Consider the following 19,650-nt stretch of genomic DNA (forward strand, 5'->3'; position numbering starts at 1 on the left):
GTGGTATTCAAGCGCCGAGATCGACGCTCGCCTGTCCAGATCGCATCGGAATTCGTCTATCCTCGTGGTGGCTGGACCCGGGCCTTTCACTATGTGAAACACCGCGTCCGGCGATTGCCGGATTCACCTGAACGCATCGCCCGCGGGGTAGGGTTTGGAGTGTTTGCGGCCTTTACACCTTTTTACGGGCTGCATTTTGGCATTGCCGCCCTGGCTGCGCGATTGTTCAACGGCAATATGCTGGCTGCACTCAGCGGTACGTTTTTCGGAAACCCTTTGACCTATGTGCCCATCGGGGTGGTTTGCCTTCAGACCGGGCATTTCCTGTTGGGCACCGAGTTTGAAGAGGGCGACACCCATGGGCTTATGGGGAAGTTTGCCAATGCGATCGGTGATCTCAAAGACAACCTGATTGCAGTATTCACTGACCGGGTAGCTGACTGGCACGGGCTGGGAATTTTCTACGACGAGGTTTTCTTTCCGTACCTGATTGGCGGCATTCTTCCCGGATTGCTGGCTGGGGTGGTTTGCTACTATCTCAGCCTGCCGCTGGTCCACACCTATCAGCAACGGCGTCGCGACAGGATCAAAAAGAAGTTTGAAGAAATCAAACGTCTGGCTGAATCCGAGGCTGCCGTTCCAGAGTCAAACCAACTAGGCTCGAGCCAGGATTTGGGAAAGGAATCAAAGGATGTCTGAGAACCGTTTGCGTCTCGGTGTGAATATCGACCATGTGGCCACAGTGCGGAATGCACGTGGTGGGGTCTATCCCGACCCTTTGCGCGCGGCCACGCTGGCCGAGCAGGCCGGTGCAGATGGCATTACTGCCCATCTGCGCGAAGATCGCAGGCATATTTCGGACGCAGATATTGACGGGTTGATGGAGGTTCTTTCGGTACCTCTGAATTTTGAAATGGCAGCCACGCCCGAGATGCAACAAATCGCTTTGCGCCATAAGCCGCACGCGGTCTGCATCGTCCCCGAAAAGCGCGAGGAACGGACCACCGAAGGCGGGCTGGAAGTCGCGCGCGAAGAAAACAAACTGGCCCATTTCATTGCACCTTTGCGTGATGCGGGCTGTCGCGTGTCGATCTTTATCGCCGCCGACCGTCGCCAGATCGAGGCCGCGCATCGCATCGGCGCCGAAGTGATCGAACTGCACACAGGCGCCTATTGTGACGCCCATGCCGAAGGCAAACTGGATGAGGCAGCGCAAGAGCTGGAAGGCCTGCGCGACATGTCCGCCTTTGCCCATTCGCTTGGCCTCGAAGTGCATGCCGGACATGGTCTGACATACGACACGGTCAAACCTGTCGCTGCTTTTCCCGAGGTGCGCGAGTTGAACATTGGTCACTTTCTGATTGGCGAATCGATCTTTTTGGGCATGACCCCCGCCATTCAGGAAATGCGCCGCCTGATGGATGAGGCGCGGGGATGATAACCTCGGGTTTCATAGCAATCTGGATCGCCTGGTTGATGGCCGGAGGCTCACCCGGTCCGGCAACCATGGGCATCGCCGGAACTGCAATGAACGAAGGCCGCCGCGCCGGTCTGGTCTTTGCACTGGGCATCTGTGCTGGGTCCGCTGCCTGGGGCATCGCCGCCGCGCTGGGCCTGTCGGCGATCATGCTGGCCAATGTCTGGGTGTTCGAAATGATCCGCTATGTCGGTGTAGCCTATCTGGGCTGGCTGGCGCTCAAGGCCCTGAAACGGGCGCTGTCGTCGGATGAGATGGCGTTGGGCAACCCGGTCACCGGCTCGCTACGCGCCATCTTTGCCAAAGGCGCGGCGATCCACCTGACCAACCCCAAGGCGATCCTCAGCTGGGGCTCGATCTACGCTATCGTTGCCCCGAATGACGCCAGCTTGCCGATGCTGCTTGGCTATTTCGGCCTACTTTACGCGGGCTCGCTTCTCATTTTCATCAGCTATGCATTCCTGTTCTCTTCCGAACGCACAGTCCGCGCCTACCGCCGCGCCCGCCGCTGGTTCGATTTTGCCTTTGCCGGGTTCTTTGGGGTGGCAAGTTACAAGATTTTGACGGTGCGGTTGTCATGATCCTAGGCATCGGCACAGACCTCGCAAACATAGACCGCATTCAGGGCACGCTCGACAGGTTTGGTGACCGATTCCGTAACCGCGTTTTTACCGACACTGAACAACGCAAGGCCGAACGCCGCGCCGACACAGCAGGCACATACGCCAAGCGCTGGGCCGCGAAAGAGGCGTGCTCCAAGGCGCTGGGCACCGGGCTTCGTATGGGGATTTCCTGGAAGGACATGGCTGTCACCAACCTTAAAACCGGCCAGCCAGTGATGCATGTGACCGGTTGGGCGGCGGAACGGCTCAACGATATGACCCCCGAGGGTCATGCGGCGATCATCCACGTCACCCTAACCGATGACCACCCCTGGGCGCAGGCCTTCGTGGTGATCGAGGCGCGCCCAATTCGCGAACGCAGCGCTCTGTCTTGACTAACCCCGCCGCGCCGCGCATGTAGCACCCCAACAAACCAAGGACCGGAGAGCAGTATGGCCGAGGACGTCAAAACCGGAAATCCCGTGTGGGAGACGATCAAAACCATCGTCTATGCGCTGTTGATCGCGGGCGTTTTCCGTACCCTGTTCTTTCAGCCGTTCTGGATTCCGTCGGGGTCGATGAAACAGACCTTGTTGATCGGGGATTTCCTGTTCGTCAACAAAATGGCCTATGGCTATTCCTATGCCTCTTGCCCCAGTCTGATTATTCCTAGCGTCGGCCTCAATATCGACGCCGAGGATGTTTGTGGCTGGATGCAAAGTGATGACAACACCCGTATCTGGGCCGGCGATCCCGAGCGCGGTGATGTGATCGTATTCCGTCATCCGGTAACGGGTCGCGATTATATCAAACGCCTGATCGGCCTGCCCGGCGATCGTATCCAGATCATCGAGGGCCAGATCATCCTGAACGGTACTCCGGTTCCGCAGCAACCCGATGGCGTCTTCACCGAGGTAGCGGCGCCGCAAGGTCCGCAAGGGTTGCGCCCGCGCTGTGAAAATGGCCCGGTTGGCCGTGGTGGCATTTGTGAGAAATCCCGCATGATTGAAACCCTGCCCAACGGGGTGTCCTATGATGTGCTGAATATCGGCAATCAGGGGTCGGACAATACCGGCGTCTATACAGTGCCCGAAGGCGAATTCTTCTTTATGGGCGATAACCGCGACAATTCTAGCGACAGCCGCCTGCCGCAATCGGCCGGGGGTGTCGGATATGTACCCTATGAAAACCTGATTGGTCGTGCAGATCGTATCATGTTCTCATCCGCTGGCCGGTCGATGCTGTTCTTCTGGACCTGGCGCGGAGACCGCTTCTTTAAGGCTGTGAATTGAAGCTTTCCGCCGAAATAAAGGCGTTTCAAAAGCGTCTGGGGCATGAATTTGCCAACCCCGAGCTGTTGGTGCGCGCGTTGACCCATGGATCGGTATCCTCGGCTACGCGCCCGGACAACCAGCGGCTCGAGTTTCTGGGCGACCGGGTGCTGGGTCTGGTGATGGCAACGGCCTTGCTGGAGGCGGACAAAAAGGCCAGCGAAGGTCAGCTTGCACCCCGGTTCAATGCGCTTGTGCGCAAAGAGGCCTGTGCAGATGTGGCGCTGCAGATTGATTTGGGTGCTGTACTGAAACTGGGCCGGTCTGAAATGCTGTCCGGTGGGCGGCGCAAACAAGCTTTGCTTGGCGACGCGATGGAGGCGGTCATCGCTGCAGTTTATCGCGACGCCGGGTTCGAGGTCGCCAGCGCCGTTATCCTAAAACTCTGGGGTGATCGCATCCACGATGTCGAGGCCGACGCCCGTGACGCCAAAACGGCGCTTCAGGAATGGGCGCAGGCACGGGGCCAGAAACCGCCCAGCTATGTCGAAGTCAGACGCTCTGGCCCGGACCATGCGCCGGTCTTCACCATTGCTGCGCGTCTTCAGGACGGGGCAGAAGAGCAGGCAACAGCAGGGTCAAAGCGTCAGGCCGAACAGGCGGCTGCCAAGTCGTTGCTGGACCGTTTGCAGAATTAGTCTACCGGGTAAAAATAGTCGGTCTCCTGAGGGCTGGCCGGAGATGCCTATTGGTCGAACACGGATCCTATCCGGTGATGGGTCGCTCACCATACCCCACCCAATGCCATCCTGAACGCAAGTGCCAAAGCTGCAAATCGCTCTGGTCCGCTGCCTCTTTCTGCGATAGGGAGGCCCATCTGCAAACAGGATCAAACCCCAGATGACGACACGCGCCGGATTTATCGCCCTGATCGGAGAGCCCAACGCAGGCAAATCCACCCTTCTGAATCGCATGGTCGGGGCCAAGGTCTCGATCGTGACACATAAGGTTCAGACGACCCGCGCCCGCATCCGGGGCGTGGCGATGGAAGGTGATGCACAGCTGGTCTTTGTGGACACGCCGGGCCTTTTCAAACCGCGCCGCCGTCTGGATCGGGCAATGGTGGCCGCCGCATGGGGCGGGGCCGCGGATGCCGATGTGGTTGTCCTGATGGTCGAAGCGCATCGTGGCATCACCGAGGGCGTAGAGCGCATCCTTGAAGGTCTGAACGAGATCGGTCCGGGCCGCACCGTCGCGCTGGCCATCAACAAGATCGACAGGGTGCAGTCCGAAGTTCTGCTGGCCCTGACCAGCGACCTCAATTCGCGCTACGCGTTTGCCGAGACCTTCATGATCTCGGCCGAGAAAGGCCATGGGGTTGACGATCTGCGTAAATGGCTGGCAGGCGAATTGCCCGAAAGCCCGTGGCTGTATCCCGAAGACCAGATCGCTGATCTGCCATTGCGTATGATTGCGGCGGAAATGACACGCGAAAAGCTGACCCTGAGGCTGCATCAGGAACTGCCCTATCAGCTGACCGTCGAGACCGAGAATTGGGAAGAGCGCAAGGACGGGTCGGCAAAGATCGACCAGATCATCTATGTCATGCGCGACGGCCATAAAGGTATCGTTCTGGGCAAAAAGGGCGAGACCATCAAGGCCGTCAGCCAGGCGGCACGGGCCGAGCTGGAAGAGTTCCTTGATCGCAAGATCCACCTGTTCCTGCAGGTCAAAGTCCGGCCAAACTGGCTGGAGGAATCTGAGCGCTATTCGGAAATGGGTCTGGAATTCAAAGACGGAAACGCATGACGCGACTGACGGCAGACTTCTGGGTTCACGCCTATCTGGCACGGTTGCGATTTCAGGAAATACCGGCCTTTGTTGTGGCCCATGGTGACGACACAGCCGGCGCGGTTTTGATCAAGCTCAACACGTTGGACGGTCAGGCCACAGCCTTTCAGCGCAGCTTTGATCTGATGAGCGGTGAGCGCAAGTGGGTTGAACTCTCCTCTGGTCCCGAGGTCGATGTGGACGAGGCTATCCAACGCCAGCGCAGCTTTGACCCTGACCTCTGGGTGATTGAGGTCGAAGACCGGCAGGGGCGCCATTTGCTGGGTGAGGACGGTCTGGATTAGCGGTAGTAGCACAGACGCGGTGCAGGCCTCTGCCAAAGTTATGTCATAGGTCTAGGTAAGATGGCCCATTTTCGCTATTTGTATGCGTATTTATCGGATGGTGCTGAAACGGGTTGTTGCGGCCTATGGCAAGGATAGAGGTCTTACGTTGGCTGAAACATTTGGTCAGAAGTTCATAAAGTCAAACCTTGGTCTTGTGATGAAGCACTTCGAGGGTTTCATGGTATTTGTCGGCATTTTAGGCCCGTTTGCCACGCTTCCACAGCTTGTGAAGCTCTTCTTTACCCACTCTCAACATGCGTCGGGCCAATCGCTGTTAACATGGTCGCTCTATGCGGCGTTGTCTTTGCTTTGGTTCATCTACGGTCTGATCGTCAAGAAGTTGCCCATCTATGTTGGCAACGGCATTTCTATGGTGCTGAACCTTCTTATGGTCCTGGGTATCCTGATCCACGCGGGGGTCACGTTCTGACAATAGGTCGACGATTTCCCGGTCTCTCTTGCAGTGGTCCCGGCTTTGCGTTCTTTTGCTCGGGCAGGACTGACCCCACAAGATTGGACACGCTTTGGACTGGCGCGACCACGGCATACTTCTGACCTCACGCCGCCATGGCGAAACGGCGGCAATTATCGAGGTCTTTACCGAAGGCCACGGTCGTCATGCCGGCGTCGTACGTGGTGGAACCAGCCGCAAGATCGCGCCGATCCTGCAGCCCGGGGCGCAATTAGATGTGCTTTGGCGCGCACGGCTCGAGGAGCATATCGGCACTTTTCAGGTCGAGCCCCTGCGGTCGCGGGCGGCGGCGGCGTTTTCGGGTAGGCTTGCGCTGGCCGGATTGAATGCGGTGGTGGCCCTGCTCTCGTTCTGTTTGCCTGAGCGCGAAGCGCATCCGCGCATCTATAAACAAACCGAACAGTTGATGGATCTGCTGGGTCAGGACGAAATTTGGGTGCTTGCCTATCTGCGGTGGGAATTGTCGCTGCTGGAAGAGCTGGGGTTTGGCCTTGACCTGACACGCTGTGCCGTGACGGGTGTAACAGAAGGTTTGGATTATGTTTCTCCGAAAACAGGTCGTGCGGTCAGCGTTGATGGGGCAGGGGACTGGGTGGATAGGTTGCTTCCCTTGCCACCTTGCCTGCGTGGCGTGGGCGACGCTCCGGATACCGAATTGGTGCAAGGATTGTTGACCACCGGACATTTTCTAGAGAATCATGTCGCTCCTTCGTTGGGGAACAACCCTCTGCCCGGCGCACGGGCGCGGTTTATTGATCAGATCAATCGGCAGCTTTGAACACCATTTCCTGCCCGTCCTCATTGCGCAATATCAGCAGGTTCCCTGATACTTCGGATTGGGTCATGGCAAGCAGGGCGGCGAAATAGATCCCTTCTGCCTCAAGCCCGGCACAGGCGGCACGGGTTGCTGTCAGGCCGGTCAGCTCAAACCATGGATAGGGCGCGTTAAGCCTGCCCGTGTAGCTGTTGCAGGGGGCGTTGCCCGCTACTTTGCCTTCTTCCAGAAATCGCAATAAGGCACTGGCATTGTAGGGTTGACCGTTGATCTCTTGCAGGGCCCATTCCCGTTCGGCAGCACCATAGGCCGCAACGGTTTCATCCTTCTGACATTGGAGTAATCCGGAAAGGGAAAGCAGCATTATGTAACGCAACATGGCAGAATTCCTGAAATCAGCGAAGAACAGTTTCCTGGGCTTGGACGCATTGTTTTGAACCGACTAGGTAAAGGATCGGATACAATGGTGACCGTTGACTTGCAAAACATCTTGGACATATTGAAAGCGAATAACGGGCCTTTCCTAAGATTTGGGCAGTTAGGTGGAATTTTTACACCGGTATATACGCCAGGTTTATTTGATTTTGACCTGATAGAATTGGAGCTTCGTAGTGAGCGGAAATGATGATGTTGGCATGGGGCGGATGCGACCTGTAACCAAGTTTTTTATGATTTTGATCTATGCCCTCTTTCTCTTCCTGCTGGTTGAACTGCTTTCGTATTTCACCGTGGTTTATGTGTATGACAACACGCTGGGCAATACGGCAGAGCGACATCTATACTCTTCGATCCGTGGTCACAAACTGAACCCAGACTATCAGCGAGGATTTGATACTGGCGGACAGCGTATCCATTCCGATCAAGGGTTCCGCCACGATACGCTGATTGAACAGCCAAAACCCGACGACACGTTCCGCATTTTTCTGATGGGTGGCTCAACTGCTTATGCCATCGGATCGCAGGGCAGTATTTATCCTGACCACCCAACGCTCACCAATCAGGAAACGGTTGCGTATTTCCTGCAGCAGGACCTGCGCGAGCGGTTGGGCGATCAGATGCCCGGTGTGACGATTGAGGTGATCAACGCCGGAGTTGTTGCGTATCACAGTTTTCAACATGTGTTGTACCTGTACGAGACGCTATATGAGTACAGCCCGGACATGATTGTGTTTCTGGATGGCCACAATGATTTTTACAATGTTGGGGTCGATAATCCGGTCCAAAGTTATGCTTACTCGTCCGCACGCATGATTGACGCCTTGAATGATCGCAAACCCTTCTTTTCAGCCTATGCGTTCCTGCGGTACCCGGCGCAGTATTCCTATACCTTCAAACTGGCTTCGAAATTTACGCAAGGCTTGTTCGACCGCTATGAAATCCCCAAAAATATCACGTATGGGGATGTTACCGCCTTGCAAAGAGACTTTTCAGCAGAGCTTGCGCAGACTGCAAAGGTCGGATTTTTGCGCAATTACAAGCTGATCGAAACATTCGGCGACTACCACGGGTTTTGCTATCACGTCTTTTTGCAGCCTGAGGTCGTCTATGAGGACACCAATGTCCTAAGCGAGACCGACCGCGAAATCGCCCAGCTCACGCGGGATTGGTACAAGCCGGGACGCGAAGATCTGATGCATCGCGCGCGGGTCGATTTCCCTGCTTTGTTTGAAGAGGCCAATGTGCCTTTCACCGATATTGCCGAGATCGGCGGTCCCCTCCACAAAGACAAGGTGCTGTATGTCGATTACACGCATCTGACGCCCGAAGGGTCAAAGCTGGTGGCTGCGCGGATGCTGCCGGTGGTGGCGGAACGGATCAGCCAGTGTAAGACCCCGTCCTGACCTCAGTAGGGTTGCTCTCCGTTTAGCAAAGCGGTGCGCACCTCCATGCGGGTACGCCAGTTGTATCGCGTATCTTCGCGCGTTGGCGCCCATGTCAGCGCGCCACTGTTGCGCCATGGGTCAAGGATGATGCCTTCGAACATCGTGTCGCCCTTTGCGCTGATCACTGCGGAATGGTGGATGATCCTCAGCGGCGTTGGCGGTGATGTAGCCCAGTGCATTTCCAGGGTGCGGAAGTTTTCGGCCCTTAAACGGCTGGTCATCGCTTCGGCCCAGTCGTTGCACAGGCCGCGCTCACGAAATCCGTTAATGACCTTGGCGTTGTGGATGATGGCCGGGTCGGTGACCTGCCATTCTCGGGCCAGACGCTGCGAATAGGTATAGGCAATGTTGGCCGCCTTCTGTGCCTCGGCTGGATCAACCGCGGGACCCATGGAACGGATGGCCAACGCCAGTTCGTCTATGTCGTTCTGCGTTGCTGTCGGCTGAGAGGTGGTGGCACAGCCAGCAAGGGCCAAGGCCGCAAGCGTGGCCAGAAGGGCAAGAATGGATCGGGTCATGTGGTTCGCCGCTGGTTCGTGATCGCACGCTGATCTACCGGGAATATCGGCGCTGCGATAGGGGGAAGTTTCTGCCGTGGCTGGTCATGGCTGAACGTAGACAGCAGGGAAGGTAAGGGCAGGATTTCGAGGAACTGAGGGCTGCAGTAGTTTGGGCAAAAAAAGACCCGGCGCGCGCGCCGGGTCAAGTCGGGGAAACAGGGTTGCCGTTACAGGTTAGCTCAGCAAACGCCGCGCGATCACCTGTGCCTGAATTTCGGCAGCCCCTTCAAAAATATTGAGAATACGTGCGTCACACAGCACGCGACTGATCTTGTATTCCAGTGCAAAGCCGTTGCCGCCGTGGATCTGCAGGCCGTTATCGGCAGCAGCCCAGGCCACGCGGGCGCCCAGCAGCTTGGCCATCCCGGCCTCAAGATCGCAGCGATGACCGTTGTCTTTTTCCCAAGCCGAGAAATAGGTCAGCTGTCGTGCGATCATGATCTCGACTGCCATCATCGCCAGCTTGCCGGACACGCGGGGGAAGTTGATCAGCGACTTGCCGAACTGTTTGCGGTCCTGCGCATATTGCATGGCGATGTCCAGCGCGCTTTGGGCCACACCGATGGCGCGGGCTGCGGTCTGGATACGGGCGGATTCGAAGGTTTCCATGAGCTGCTTAAAGCCTTTGCCTTCTTCGCCGCCCAGTAGGTTCTCACCCTTGACCTTGAAGCCATCAAAGCCCAGCTCGTATTCTTTCATCCCGCGATAACCCAGAACTTCGATCTCGCCACCGGTCATGCCAGGGGTGGGGAAGGGGTTGTCGTCCGTGCCGGGCGTCTTTTCCGCCAGGAACATCGACAGGCCGCGATGATCGGAAGTTTCAGAGTTGGTGCGCGCCAGCAAAGTCATCACATGGGTCCGGGCCGCATGGGTGATCCAGGTTTTGTTGCCGGTGATCTCGTAATCACCTTCGGCATTCTTGACTGCTCGGGCGCGCAAGCTGCCCAGATCAGAGCCTGTGTTGGGTTCAGTGAAAACTGCTGTCGGCAGCATCTCGGCGCTGGCGATCTTGGGCAGCCACTGCGCTTTTTGCTCATCCGTTCCACCGGCAATGATCAGCTCGGCCGCGATCTCGGACCGGGTGCCCAGCGATCCGACGCCGATATAGCCGCGCGACAATTCTTCGGACACCACGCACATCGAGGCCTTGGAAAGGCCAAGCCCTCCGAACTCTTCGGGGATGGTCAGGCCAAATACACCCATCTCGGCAAGTTCCTCGATGATCTCCATCGGGATCAGCTCATCCTTGAGGTGCCAATCATGGGCGTTTGGTTCGACCTTTTCCTGGGCATAGCGGCGGAACTGGTCGCGGATCATTTCCAGTTCTTCGTCCAGGCCCGACATTCCGAACATCGTGGCACCGGCCTGTTCTTCCATCAGTTCAACCAAGCGACTGCGTGCAGCCTGTGAATTGGCCTGTGCCATCAGTGTCTGAACTTCAGCGCATTGGAAACCGGACAGCGCGTCCCAGCCCAGACCCATGTCCTGAAGACGCAAAATCTCACCCTGGTTCATTGGGATGCCGCCCGCGACCTGATGCAAGTATTCACCAAAGGCGATTTGGTGCAGCAGCTGCTCGATCTCGCCGAATTTGCCTTCTGCCTCCAAAGCATCGGCCCAGCGTTGCATTTGCTGCAGCGACTGGTTGTATGTCGCCAGCCATGCCAACCCATGAGCGGCGGTCTGATTGGCCTCGATCAGAGCGCCGGACACGCGACCATCTTCTGTCACCATCGCGCGGACCGACTCGCGGGCGCGTTCGAATACGGTGTCCACAGCCGGCAGAGCCGCACGTGTCAGCGTCAGAAGCTCGGGCAAAATCGCGGATGCAATCATCTGGGTCATATCCTGTCCGTCATGGGCCATGAATCAGCTTTCTCCTAAAGTCGTCTGGTCATACCATGCTGCACGTGCAGCGCAACAAAAATACGAATTATGCGACTAAAAAGTTCTAAAGTTGCTTGATCATTTTTGCAGTGCAGCACCTGTCAGGAGTGATATCAGGGGGACATGACGTTGTTTTCTATGCTCTCTGCCCAAGAACTGCTGCTGGCCTGTGGGGTTGCCTTCATTGCCGGTTGGGTCAAAGGCATGGTCGGGTTCGCCATGCCAATGGTTCTGATCTCGGGGCTGAGCATGTTCCTTTCGCCGGATATGGCGATCGCGGGGCTTATCCTGCCAACCCTGGTGACAAATGGGGTGCAGGCATTGCGCGGGGGTGTTCCGGCCGCCGTGTCCTCGATCCGTCAGTTCCGTGTATTTCTGGTTGTCGGGTTGGTGTTTCTGCTGATTGGTGCTCAGTTGGTCAGCGCAGTGCCAGCATCAACTTTTTTGTTGATGATTGGCATCCCGGTGACAGTCTTTGCATTGATCCAGGTATTGGGGCTGCGTCTGAAATTGGCCAGCCCATCTGCCCGAATAGAGGGCATGATCGCCGCGGTTGCAGGCTTTGTCGGGGGGATGTCTGGAATTTGGGGACCACCAACCGTGGCTTATCTGACCGCCTTAAACACCCCGAAAGCGGTGCAGATGCGTGTGCAGGGGGTCATCTATGGTTTGGGGGCGCTGGCGTTGCTGTTCGCGCATATGGGCTCCGGGATTTTCCGCGCCGAAACCGCTCCGTTCTCGGCTGCTCTGGTGCTGCCGGGGCTGGCGGGCATGTGGGTGGGGTTGCAACTGCAGTCGCGCATAGATCAGGCGCTGTTTCGCAAGATCACCCTGTTCGTGCTGCTTATCGCAGGGCTGAACCTGTTGCGGCGCGGGCTGATGGGCTAGGCATGCCGATCTATCGCGCGCAGCGTGAAATAGAGCCCCAGCATCAGAAAGAACAGGCCCGAGATATCGCCGATCAGGAAGGCGATATATTCCAACCCACCGCTGCCAAAAGCCAGGTTGGTCAGCACGGACACCAATATTGACGTGACGATCCCGACCCCCATGACGCAGGACCAGCATGGTTTGCGGTCCGGGTGGGGAAACAGATCGAAGCCGACCCATTTGCATAGGTAAAATACAGCAGGAACGGTTGTGACGGCGATTGCAATGGCGGCCAGACGGTTGGGCAGGAAGACGTCGCTTCCGCCGAGAAAGGCAAACACAAGAAAGACACCGGGCAAGAGCGCAAAAATCGCCCGCCACCCCAACAACCAAGCAGAGAGCACACGCACACCATGCGGGAGAAACAGCAAGCTGGCCTTGCTGGGATATTCGGGGAAGAATACGTTCTGCAGTGGCATCAGAACCTCGAACGTAAGGAACGAGGCAATCACGTAGGCCAGTGAGGCAAAGAACGTTTCAGAGGCCCATCTGCGCACGGCGGTCAGCCAGCAATGCGCAGATCAAACGCTTTACTACTTAGGCGCATGCACAACATACCGTCCACGGTTCGCGCTACCGCTTTGTGACAAATACCCCTTCTGCACCAGCGACTTCAGCGCACGAAAAAAGGTCGGGCGCGAGACGCTTTGCACAAGCGTGTGTTCAATCAACCCAAATGTCCGAACTTCCTGGTCAGCTTTGGACAGTTCTTCGGCGGCGTAATAGATATCGCGCTCTACCGGTGAGAGTTGTTCCAGCCCCAGCGTGCGCTCCATGCTTTGCATCAGTTTGCGCAGTTCGGTCAGTTTCAAGATTTCAGTCATTTCGTTACCTGTCGTTTCCCATGTCACGCGCTGCGACAAAGCAGCGGTATGAGACGAACTGAAATCTGAATGTTCAGAAAGTCTCATATTGACACTCATCCCCATTGGCATACACTTGCTATCTGATTAGGTTTCTCAATTCGCGAATGTGAGTGCGCGGCTGAGTTACCCAAGGTATTTTTAAACAACGCCCGGCGCGATTGCGTCGGGCGAATTTGTCTTAATGACATCATTGGATAGCTTAAACCGGCAAATCGGGCAACGAATTTGTAAGGACACCTTACGTTAGACGTATAAGGACGATTGCCAACAGATGTGCTGTCCGAAAAAAGGGGAGAGGTTTGCCCCCCTTTTGCAACATTAACCGATTGCTACGGCTTTGATGTCTTCATCGATAAAAGGCAGATACTGCTCAAAGTTTTCAGCAAACATCTGAACCAGCTTCTCAGCCTGTTTATCGAAAGCGGCCTGGTCGTCCCAGGTGCGTCGCGGATCCAGCAGAACTTCGGCGACACCGGGGACGGAAACCGGCACATCAAAGCCAAAATTCGCATCCTTGCGGAATTCCGCATCCCGAAGCGATCCATCCAGAGCGGCAGTCAGCAAACCGCGGGTCGCACGGATCGGCATCCGGCTGCCAACGCCATAGGCGCCGCCAGTCCAGCCGGTATTCACCAGCCAGCAGGTCGCGCCGTGCTGGGCGATCTTGTCGCGCAGCAGGTTGCCATAGACTTCTGGGCGACGCGGCATGAACGGCGCGCCAAAGCATGTCGAGAATGTGGGTTGGGGCTCGGTCACGCCGCGCTCTGTGCCAGCAACCTTCGAGGTGAAGCCCGACAGGAAGTGGTACATCGCCTGAGCGGGGGTCAGCCGCGCAATCGGGGGCAGAACACCAAACGCGTCACAAGTCAGCATGATGATGTTCTTCGGATGCCCGCCCAACGCGCTTTTCGAGGCATTGGAGATATACTCGAGCGGATAGGCGCAACGCATGTTTGCGGTCAGCGAGTCATCTTCGAAATCCAGCTCCTTGGTCTCGGGATCGAAAACCATATTCTCGATCACGGTGCCGAATTTGCTGGTGGTTGCATAGATCTCGGGTTCGGCCTCGGCGTTCAGGTTGATCGTCTTGGCATAGCACCCGCCCTCGAAGTTGAAAGTGCCACGGTCTGACCATCCATGTTCGTCATCGCCAATCAAGGTGCGGGCCGGATCAGCGGACAGGGTGGTCTTGCCAGTTCCCGAGAGGCCAAAGAAGACTGCGGTATCAACGGGATTGCCGACCGCATGGTTCGCCGAGCAATGCATCGGCATCACGCCTTTTTCGGGCAGCATGTAATTCAGCAGGGTGAAGACGGATTTCTTGTTTTCACCGGCATATTCTGTGCCGCCGATCAGAATCAATTTGCGGTCGAAGTTCAGTGCGATCACTGTCTCGCTACGGCAGTTGTGCTTGGCCGGATCAGCCTGGAAGCTGGGACAGTTGATGATTGTGAAATCCGCGATGAACTCATCCAGGTCTTCACGATCCGGGCGGCGCAGCAAGTGACGGATGAACAGATTATGCCATGCCAGTTCGGTGACCATGCGCACGTTGATCGAATAAGCGGGGTCGGCGCCACCGACCAGATCCTGCACAAAATAGTCACGACCCTTCATGTGCTCGATCATATCGGCATAAAGCGTTTCGAAACCCTCGGGGCTCATCTCGGCGTTGTTTTCCCACCAGATCGAATCGGCGACACTGTCGGTGCGGACAACATGCTTGTCCTTGGGAGAACGGCCAGTGAACTTGCCGGTACTGACAAGAAAAGCTCCGCCATTGCCAAGTGTACCTTCACCCCGCTTGAGAGCTTCTTCAATCAGTGCCGGTTCCATGAAGTTGTAATAGACATTGCCCAGACCCTCGATGCCCTGATCTTCGAGGCGGAATTGCGGGTTCACCCGTCCAGATGTCATGTGTGTCTTCTCCTGTGGCGGCGCGGCGGCAGATTGGCCAAGGTGCGCTCTTGGGGCAGTGTACCGGGAAAACCGGCGATTGGGCGGGTCTTATCATGGTCGTTTAGGGCGTGAACAGGACGGTTTGGCGCAGTTAGCGCAACCAAGTTCAGGTTTAGCGCCACCATGTTTTTTCTGCCGGAAATACAGACACTTTTCGAAGACCATTAACGGCTTTTTTGCCGCATGTGTGTGACAACAATCGCACGATTCGTAGATGGTGATTGATTCGCGGCCATAAAAACGACAAAAATGCTCTACAAATAAGCGAATTGTTTCGTATGAGAGCAGGAATAGGGGTTAACCCGATGTCAAAGATTGCACTGGTGGATGACGACAGGAACATTCTGACGTCCGTATCCATGACGCTCGAAGCCGAGGGTTTCGAGGTAGAAACGTATAACGACGGGCAGGCTGCTCTGGATGCGTTTAACAAGAAGCTGCCCGATATGGCAGTGCTGGATATCAAGATGCCGCGTATGGATGGCATGGATTTGCTGCAGCGACTGCGGCAGAAGACCCAGATGCCGGTGATCTTTCTGACTTCGAAAGATGACGAGATCGACGAAGTTCTGGGTTTGCGTATGGGTGCTGATGATTATGTCAAAAAGCCCTTTTCGCAACGGTTGCTGGTAGAACGGATACGGGCCTTGCTGCGCCGTCAGGAAGCGACCTCGGGTGATCCCGTGGCTGCCAACACAGGCGACGCCAAGGTGATGGAACGGGGCGAATTGCGGATGGACCCCTTGCGCCACGCGGTGAGCTGGAAGGGATCGGATGTCTCTTTGACAGTGACCGAGTTCCTGCTGCTGCAGGCCTTGGCGCAGCGTCCGGGATTTGTCAAAAGCCGCGATCAGCTGATGGATGTTGCCTATGACGATCAGGTCTATGTAGATGACCGCACGATCGACAGCCACATCAAGCGTCTGCGCAAAAAGATGCGCGCTGCTGATCCGGAGTTTTCGGCCATCGAAACGTTGTATGGTATTGGGTATCGGTACAACGAAGAATAAGCGTGGCCTAAGTTAAGGGGTTACTGGGTCTCGTGCGCGATACTGAGCAAGAAAACGAGTTACGCGACGGTGACGTCGTTCTGGGGGATGACTGGGTCATCCCCCAGAGCGACGATGCCGCCGAACTCAGGGCCACACGCGGCCGCCGCAATCTGTTTTCCCTGCGGGGCTCGCCTCTGGCGCGCAAGATCATCACATTCAACATGATTGCATTGGTGATTCTGGTCACCGGATTGCTATATCTGGATAATTCGCGAGAAGAACAGGTGCAGCAGACCGCCCGGAACCTAGTTGGGGATGCGCAGTTGGTCAGCAACGTATTTGAAACCCAACTGCGACAGAATGTGACTGGCATTACCCGCGACGCGGCCATCCTGGATGTCAAAGATACGTTGGCTGGTCTCAGCCTGCCGGTCGGCGGTGAAGTCTTTGTTTACGATGCTCGTGGGACGCTGATTGGTTGGACGCGCGGCGCGCCTGCGGTCTCAGAGATGCCGGTCATGCTGCGCTCAGAAGCTGATGCGCAGACTGGAAGCACACTGATCAGTGATGCCTTGAACGCGGTTTGGACCGGGCTGTCCAAAGTGTTCAAGCAAGATGAAACCAGCGAAGCGCCAACCTTGGCCCAACGCGTTCAGGCCATCATTCCACAGGCGCTGACCGGGCATATTCAGGTTCAGGCGGTTCAGGATGACGCAGGCGAAACGGTTATCGTTGCTGCGGCCCCGATCCAACTGGATGGAAAGCCCGTTGGCGCAGTTGCCATGGCCGGTCCCGCCGGAGAAATCGACGCATTGGCCCGCCGTGATCAAGAGCGGATCCTGCGCATGTTCGTCGTGGCGCTTTTGGTTTCCGTTGGCTTGAGCCTTGTCCTTGCATCGACCATCGCCAACCCGCTGGCCGATCTGGCATCCGCCGCCGAGATGGGCAAAGACCGCGGTGCGGGGGTCAACCCGGGCCGCATCCGCATCCCCGATCTGAGCGCGCGACCGGACGAAATCGGACGACTCAGCCGAGCTTTGCGCGGCATGGTTACAGCGCTGTACAACCGGATTGATGCAAACGAACAATTCGCGGCAGATGTGGCGCATGAGATCAAAAACCCCCTAGCCAGCCTTCAATCTGCTGTGGGCACGTTGCGCATGGTTAAAAGAGACGACCAGCGCGACAAGCTGTTGGGGGTGATCGAACATGATGTCCGTCGGCTGGATCGTCTGGTCAGCGACATTTCGAACGCCTCGCGCCTGGACGCCGAACTGGTCAAGGAGGAAGAACAGCCATTTGATTTGTTGAACCTGATCGGAAACCTCGGTCAGTATCTGGGCGAGGATGCGCGCGCCAAGGGAATCGATTACATCACTGATCTGCCGCCCGAACCAATCACCGTGACCGGGCTTGAGGCGCGATTGGCGCAGGTGTTCGTAAACCTGATCACCAATGCGATTTCCTTCTGCGAAGAAAGCGATGCCATACGTGTGTGGGTACGCCGGCGCGAGGATCGGGTTCTGGTTGTTGTTGAAGACACCGGCCCAGGCATCCCCGAGCAGGCCCTGACCAAAGTGTTCAAACGGTTCTATTCCCAACGTCCCGTTGAGCATTTCGGCAATAACTCGGGGTTGGGTCTGGCGATCTCGAAACAGATTGTCGAGGCGCATGGCGGGGTGATTTGGGCCGAGAATATCCGCCCGACCGAAGCGGACATAACTTCAGACCCTCAGGGCGCGCGATTCGTCGTGGGCCTGCCGGTTTGACGCGGTGAGCACGTCCGCACTCTCCTCTGTTGAACACAAAGATACTGCCATCGTTCACGCCTCTTGCGTCGCGATAGCAGACCGTGCTGTTTTGATCGTGGGGCCTTCGGGCACCGGGAAGTCAGCGCTGTCTTTGCAGATGATGGCGTTGGGGGCCGATCTGGTCGCGGACGATCGGGTTCGGTTGTATATGGATGGCAATCTCGCCTTGGCAGAGGCGGCTCCAAATATCGGTGGACTGATCGAGGCAAGAGGTCTTGGCCTGTTGCGGGCAGTCTCGGTTGGGCCGGTGCCGGTTGGCTTTGTGGTGGACATGGCGCAAGAAGAACCCGAGCGCCTGCCAGAACCCCGTTCAATTCTTATCCTGAGGCAAACTGTTCCCTTGCTTCGGGGCGCTGGCGTCTCCAATTTACCAGCAGCGCTATTGCTACTGATGAAAAACGGGTGCGCAGACCCGGAATGGCCCAATCAATGACGACCCAAAGACGCATCGTACTTGTCACCGGCCCATCCGGCGCAGGCCGGTCCACCGCAATCCGTGTCTTAGAGGATCTGGGGTTCGAGGCCATCGACAACCTTCCCATGGGTCTTTTGCTGCGTCTATTAGACGGGCCAAAAACCGACCGTCCCATGGCGCTTGGTATTGATGCGCGCAACCGCGATTTTTCCACGATTGGCGTCATCGAATTGCTGGCTAAGCTTCGGTGGATGGAACAGGTTGACCTGACCACGCTTTATCTCGATTGCAGCGATGAAGTCCTGCTGCGCCGGTATTCGGAAACCCGCAGACGTCACCCGGTGTCTGCGGATGCCAGCCCTGAAACCGGCGTGCGCCAGGAAAAAGAGTCGCTGGCCCCAATTCGTGAACTTGCAGATACGTTGATCGATACCACGCCACTGAATGTTCACCAACTGCGCGAAGAGGTAGAGCGTTGGTTTGCACCTCAGGGTGGGCGGCATCTGGCGGTAACCATCGAATCATTTTCCTATAAGCGTGGTTTGCCTCGCGGATTGGATATGGTCTTTGACTGCCGTTTTCTCACCAACCCGTACTGGCGTCCCGAGCTTCGGGCCGAAGATGGTCGCAATTCGGATGTGGCGAGCTATATTCAAACCGACGCGAACTATGCGCCTTTCTTCGAAAGGGTGGTTGACCTGCTGACTTTGTTGTTGCCCGCCTACCGGGCCGAGGGCAAAGCCTACCTGTCCGTGGCCTTTGGCTGTACCGGAGGGCAACACAGATCGGTTGCAATGGCCGAAGCGGTTGCAAGGGCCCTTGCAGAGGGGGGGCAGCAAGTGGCAATTAGGCATCGCGAAATGGAAAGACGATCGTTGAATGTGAGGCCGGATTGATCGGGATCGTACTCGTAGCACATGGTGGGCTGGCCAAAGAATATTTGGCCGCGATGCAGCATGTGGTCGGCAATCAGCCCGGCCTGGCCGCGATCTCGATCGAGGCCGATCATGATCGCGAAGCGAAGCAATCGGAAATCTGTGCGGCCGCCGACAGTGTTGATGTTGGTGACGGTGTTGTCGTCGTGACCGATCTGTTTGGCGGAAGCCCGTCGAATCTCAGCCTGCGTGCCTGCGCGCCGCAGGATCGCCGTATCCTTTACGGCGCAAATCTTCCCATGTTGATAAAACTGGCCAAATCCCGCCACCTGCCGATTGGCGAAGCCGTGCGGCAGGCAATGGAAGCTGGACGTAAGTATATCAATGCGCAAAATGTGACGTTTGACGAGAACCGGACAGATAAAGAATGACCACCCGAAGCTTGAAAATTATCAATGAAAAGGGCCTGCATGCCCGCGCCTCGGCCAAGCTGGTTGAGTTGGTAGAAGGGTTCGACGCTCAGGCCGAGGTGTCGAAAGACGGGCTTTCCGCATCCGGCGACAGCATTATGGGTCTTTTGATGTTGGCAGCGTCTCGCGGAACGACTATTGACGTCGAGACGTCCGGACCGGATGCTGAGGCGTTGGCTGATGCGTTGGAGACTCTGGTGAACGACAAGTTCGGAGAAGGTTTCTGAC

Annotated in this window: 24 protein-coding genes; 18 read left to right on the forward strand and 6 right to left on the reverse strand. The window is 56.8% G+C overall.

From position 1 onward, the window contains the following. From FN806_RS16770 to recO, 10 genes are all read left to right on the forward strand, one after another. Nucleotides 1–699: a DUF2062 domain-containing protein gene (locus tag FN806_RS16770; RefSeq protein WP_142639238.1), complete on the forward strand. Its 699-nt coding sequence runs from the start codon at nt 1–3 to the stop codon at nt 697–699. After that, entirely contained in the window at nt 692–1,438 is a 747-nt protein-coding gene (locus FN806_RS16775; protein WP_142639241.1) for a pyridoxine 5'-phosphate synthase, read from the forward strand. The genes FN806_RS16770 and FN806_RS16775 overlap by 8 nt, the downstream gene beginning before the upstream one ends. Beyond that, the gene (locus FN806_RS16780; RefSeq protein WP_142639243.1) at nt 1,435–2,058 is read left to right on the forward strand and encodes a LysE family translocator; all 624 of its coding nucleotides are present in this window, start codon (nt 1,435–1,437) and stop codon (nt 2,056–2,058) included. Before FN806_RS16775 ends, FN806_RS16780 begins: the two co-directional genes overlap by 4 nt. Continuing rightward, nucleotides 2,055–2,474, forward strand: coding sequence for a holo-ACP synthase (gene acpS, locus FN806_RS16785; protein WP_142639245.1), 420 nt, complete (start codon nt 2,055–2,057; stop codon nt 2,472–2,474). The genes FN806_RS16780 and acpS overlap by 4 nt, the downstream gene beginning before the upstream one ends. A 57-nt stretch (nt 2,475–2,531) precedes the next feature. Beyond that, nucleotides 2,532–3,371 (forward strand): signal peptidase I, encoded by an 840-nt coding sequence (gene lepB, locus FN806_RS16790; RefSeq protein WP_142639247.1) that lies wholly within the window; start codon nt 2,532–2,534, stop codon nt 3,369–3,371. Further along, nucleotides 3,368–4,048 (forward strand): ribonuclease III, encoded by a 681-nt coding sequence (gene rnc, locus FN806_RS16795; RefSeq protein ID WP_142639249.1) that lies wholly within the window; start codon nt 3,368–3,370, stop codon nt 4,046–4,048. Before lepB ends, rnc begins: the two co-directional genes overlap by 4 nt. A gap of 202 nt (nt 4,049–4,250) precedes the next feature. Then, on the forward strand, nt 4,251–5,159 hold the full coding sequence (era, locus tag FN806_RS16800) for a GTPase Era (RefSeq protein WP_142639251.1): 909 nt from the start codon (nt 4,251–4,253) through the stop codon (nt 5,157–5,159). Then, nucleotides 5,156–5,485 carry a DUF1491 family protein gene (locus tag FN806_RS16805; protein WP_142639253.1) on the forward strand — a complete coding sequence of 110 codons (330 nt, stop codon included), beginning with the start codon at nt 5,156–5,158 and terminating at the stop codon, nt 5,483–5,485. Before era ends, FN806_RS16805 begins: the two co-directional genes overlap by 4 nt. A gap of 82 nt (nt 5,486–5,567) precedes the next feature. Next, on the forward strand, nt 5,568–5,957 hold the full coding sequence (locus FN806_RS16810) for a SemiSWEET transporter (protein WP_246097298.1): 390 nt from the start codon (nt 5,568–5,570) through the stop codon (nt 5,955–5,957). 94 nt (nt 5,958–6,051) lie between these two features. After that, a complete protein-coding gene (gene recO, locus FN806_RS16815; protein ID WP_142639255.1) occupies nt 6,052–6,777 on the forward strand; it encodes a DNA repair protein RecO in 726 nt (241 codons plus the stop codon). Here recO and FN806_RS16820 read toward each other — a convergent pair. Then, the gene (locus FN806_RS16820; RefSeq protein ID WP_142639257.1) at nt 6,761–7,153 is read right to left on the reverse strand and encodes an META domain-containing protein; all 393 of its coding nucleotides are present in this window, start codon (nt 7,151–7,153) and stop codon (nt 6,761–6,763) included. The two genes, recO and FN806_RS16820, sit on opposite strands and share 17 nt — an antisense overlap. A 232-nt stretch (nt 7,154–7,385) precedes the next feature. Between FN806_RS16820 and FN806_RS16825 the strand changes: the two genes are divergently transcribed. Further along, nucleotides 7,386–8,615 (forward strand): SGNH/GDSL hydrolase family protein, encoded by a 1,230-nt coding sequence (locus FN806_RS16825; protein WP_142639259.1) that lies wholly within the window; start codon nt 7,386–7,388, stop codon nt 8,613–8,615. 2 nt (nt 8,616–8,617) lie between these two features. On the opposite strand, the gene FN806_RS16830 is transcribed toward FN806_RS16825, so the two are convergent. After that, nucleotides 8,618–9,175 (reverse strand): hypothetical protein, encoded by a 558-nt coding sequence (locus tag FN806_RS16830; protein ID WP_142639261.1) that lies wholly within the window; start codon nt 9,173–9,175, stop codon nt 8,618–8,620. A gap of 216 nt (nt 9,176–9,391) precedes the next feature. Next, nucleotides 9,392–11,083, reverse strand: a complete 1,692-nt coding sequence (locus tag FN806_RS16835; protein ID WP_142639263.1) for an acyl-CoA dehydrogenase family protein — start codon at nt 11,081–11,083, stop codon at nt 9,392–9,394. A gap of 144 nt (nt 11,084–11,227) precedes the next feature. Between FN806_RS16835 and FN806_RS16840 the strand changes: the two genes are divergently transcribed. Further along, nucleotides 11,228–11,992 carry a sulfite exporter TauE/SafE family protein gene (locus FN806_RS16840; protein ID WP_142639265.1) on the forward strand — a complete coding sequence of 255 codons (765 nt, stop codon included), beginning with the start codon at nt 11,228–11,230 and terminating at the stop codon, nt 11,990–11,992. Here the strand turns inward: FN806_RS16840 and FN806_RS16845 are convergent. From FN806_RS16845 to FN806_RS16855, 3 genes are all read right to left on the reverse strand, one after another. Continuing rightward, complete coding sequence (locus FN806_RS16845) at nt 11,989–12,531, reverse strand: hypothetical protein (RefSeq protein WP_246097300.1); 543 nt, start codon at nt 12,529–12,531, stop codon at nt 11,989–11,991. The genes FN806_RS16840 and FN806_RS16845 overlap by 4 nt on opposite strands. 36 nt (nt 12,532–12,567) lie before the next feature. Then, the gene (locus FN806_RS16850) at nt 12,568–12,945 is read right to left on the reverse strand and encodes a hypothetical protein (protein WP_246097302.1); all 378 of its coding nucleotides are present in this window, start codon (nt 12,943–12,945) and stop codon (nt 12,568–12,570) included. A gap of 273 nt (nt 12,946–13,218) precedes the next feature. Further along, the gene (locus FN806_RS16855; protein ID WP_142639267.1) at nt 13,219–14,817 is read right to left on the reverse strand and encodes a phosphoenolpyruvate carboxykinase; all 1,599 of its coding nucleotides are present in this window, start codon (nt 14,815–14,817) and stop codon (nt 13,219–13,221) included. A 347-nt stretch (nt 14,818–15,164) separates the two neighbouring features. On the opposite strand from FN806_RS16855, the gene FN806_RS16860 reads away from it, so the two are divergent. The 6 genes from FN806_RS16860 to FN806_RS16885 are packed head-to-tail and all read left to right on the forward strand — an operon-like array spanning nt 15,165 to nt 19,649. Further along, on the forward strand, nt 15,165–15,869 hold the full coding sequence (locus tag FN806_RS16860) for a response regulator transcription factor (RefSeq protein WP_142639269.1): 705 nt from the start codon (nt 15,165–15,167) through the stop codon (nt 15,867–15,869). A gap of 32 nt (nt 15,870–15,901) precedes the next feature. Beyond that, nucleotides 15,902–17,620 (forward strand): sensor histidine kinase, encoded by a 1,719-nt coding sequence (locus FN806_RS16865; protein ID WP_142639271.1) that lies wholly within the window; start codon nt 15,902–15,904, stop codon nt 17,618–17,620. A 4-nt stretch (nt 17,621–17,624) separates the two neighbouring features. Beyond that, nucleotides 17,625–18,095, forward strand: a complete 471-nt coding sequence (locus FN806_RS16870) for an HPr kinase/phosphorylase (RefSeq protein ID WP_142639273.1) — start codon at nt 17,625–17,627, stop codon at nt 18,093–18,095. After that, a complete protein-coding gene (gene rapZ / locus FN806_RS16875; protein WP_246097304.1) occupies nt 18,080–18,973 on the forward strand; it encodes an RNase adapter RapZ in 894 nt (297 codons plus the stop codon). The genes FN806_RS16870 and rapZ overlap by 16 nt, the downstream gene beginning before the upstream one ends. Next, nucleotides 18,970–19,383: a PTS sugar transporter subunit IIA gene (locus FN806_RS16880; RefSeq protein ID WP_142639275.1), complete on the forward strand. Its 414-nt coding sequence runs from the start codon at nt 18,970–18,972 to the stop codon at nt 19,381–19,383. Before rapZ ends, FN806_RS16880 begins: the two co-directional genes overlap by 4 nt. Beyond that, nucleotides 19,380–19,649 carry an HPr family phosphocarrier protein gene (locus FN806_RS16885; RefSeq protein ID WP_142639277.1) on the forward strand — a complete coding sequence of 90 codons (270 nt, stop codon included), beginning with the start codon at nt 19,380–19,382 and terminating at the stop codon, nt 19,647–19,649. The genes FN806_RS16880 and FN806_RS16885 overlap by 4 nt, the downstream gene beginning before the upstream one ends. Nucleotide 19,650: the final 1 nt, after the last annotated feature.

The sequence above is a fragment of the Ruegeria faecimaris genome (assembly GCF_900182615.1).
GTDB lineage: Bacteria > Pseudomonadota > Alphaproteobacteria > Rhodobacterales > Rhodobacteraceae > Ruegeria > Ruegeria faecimaris.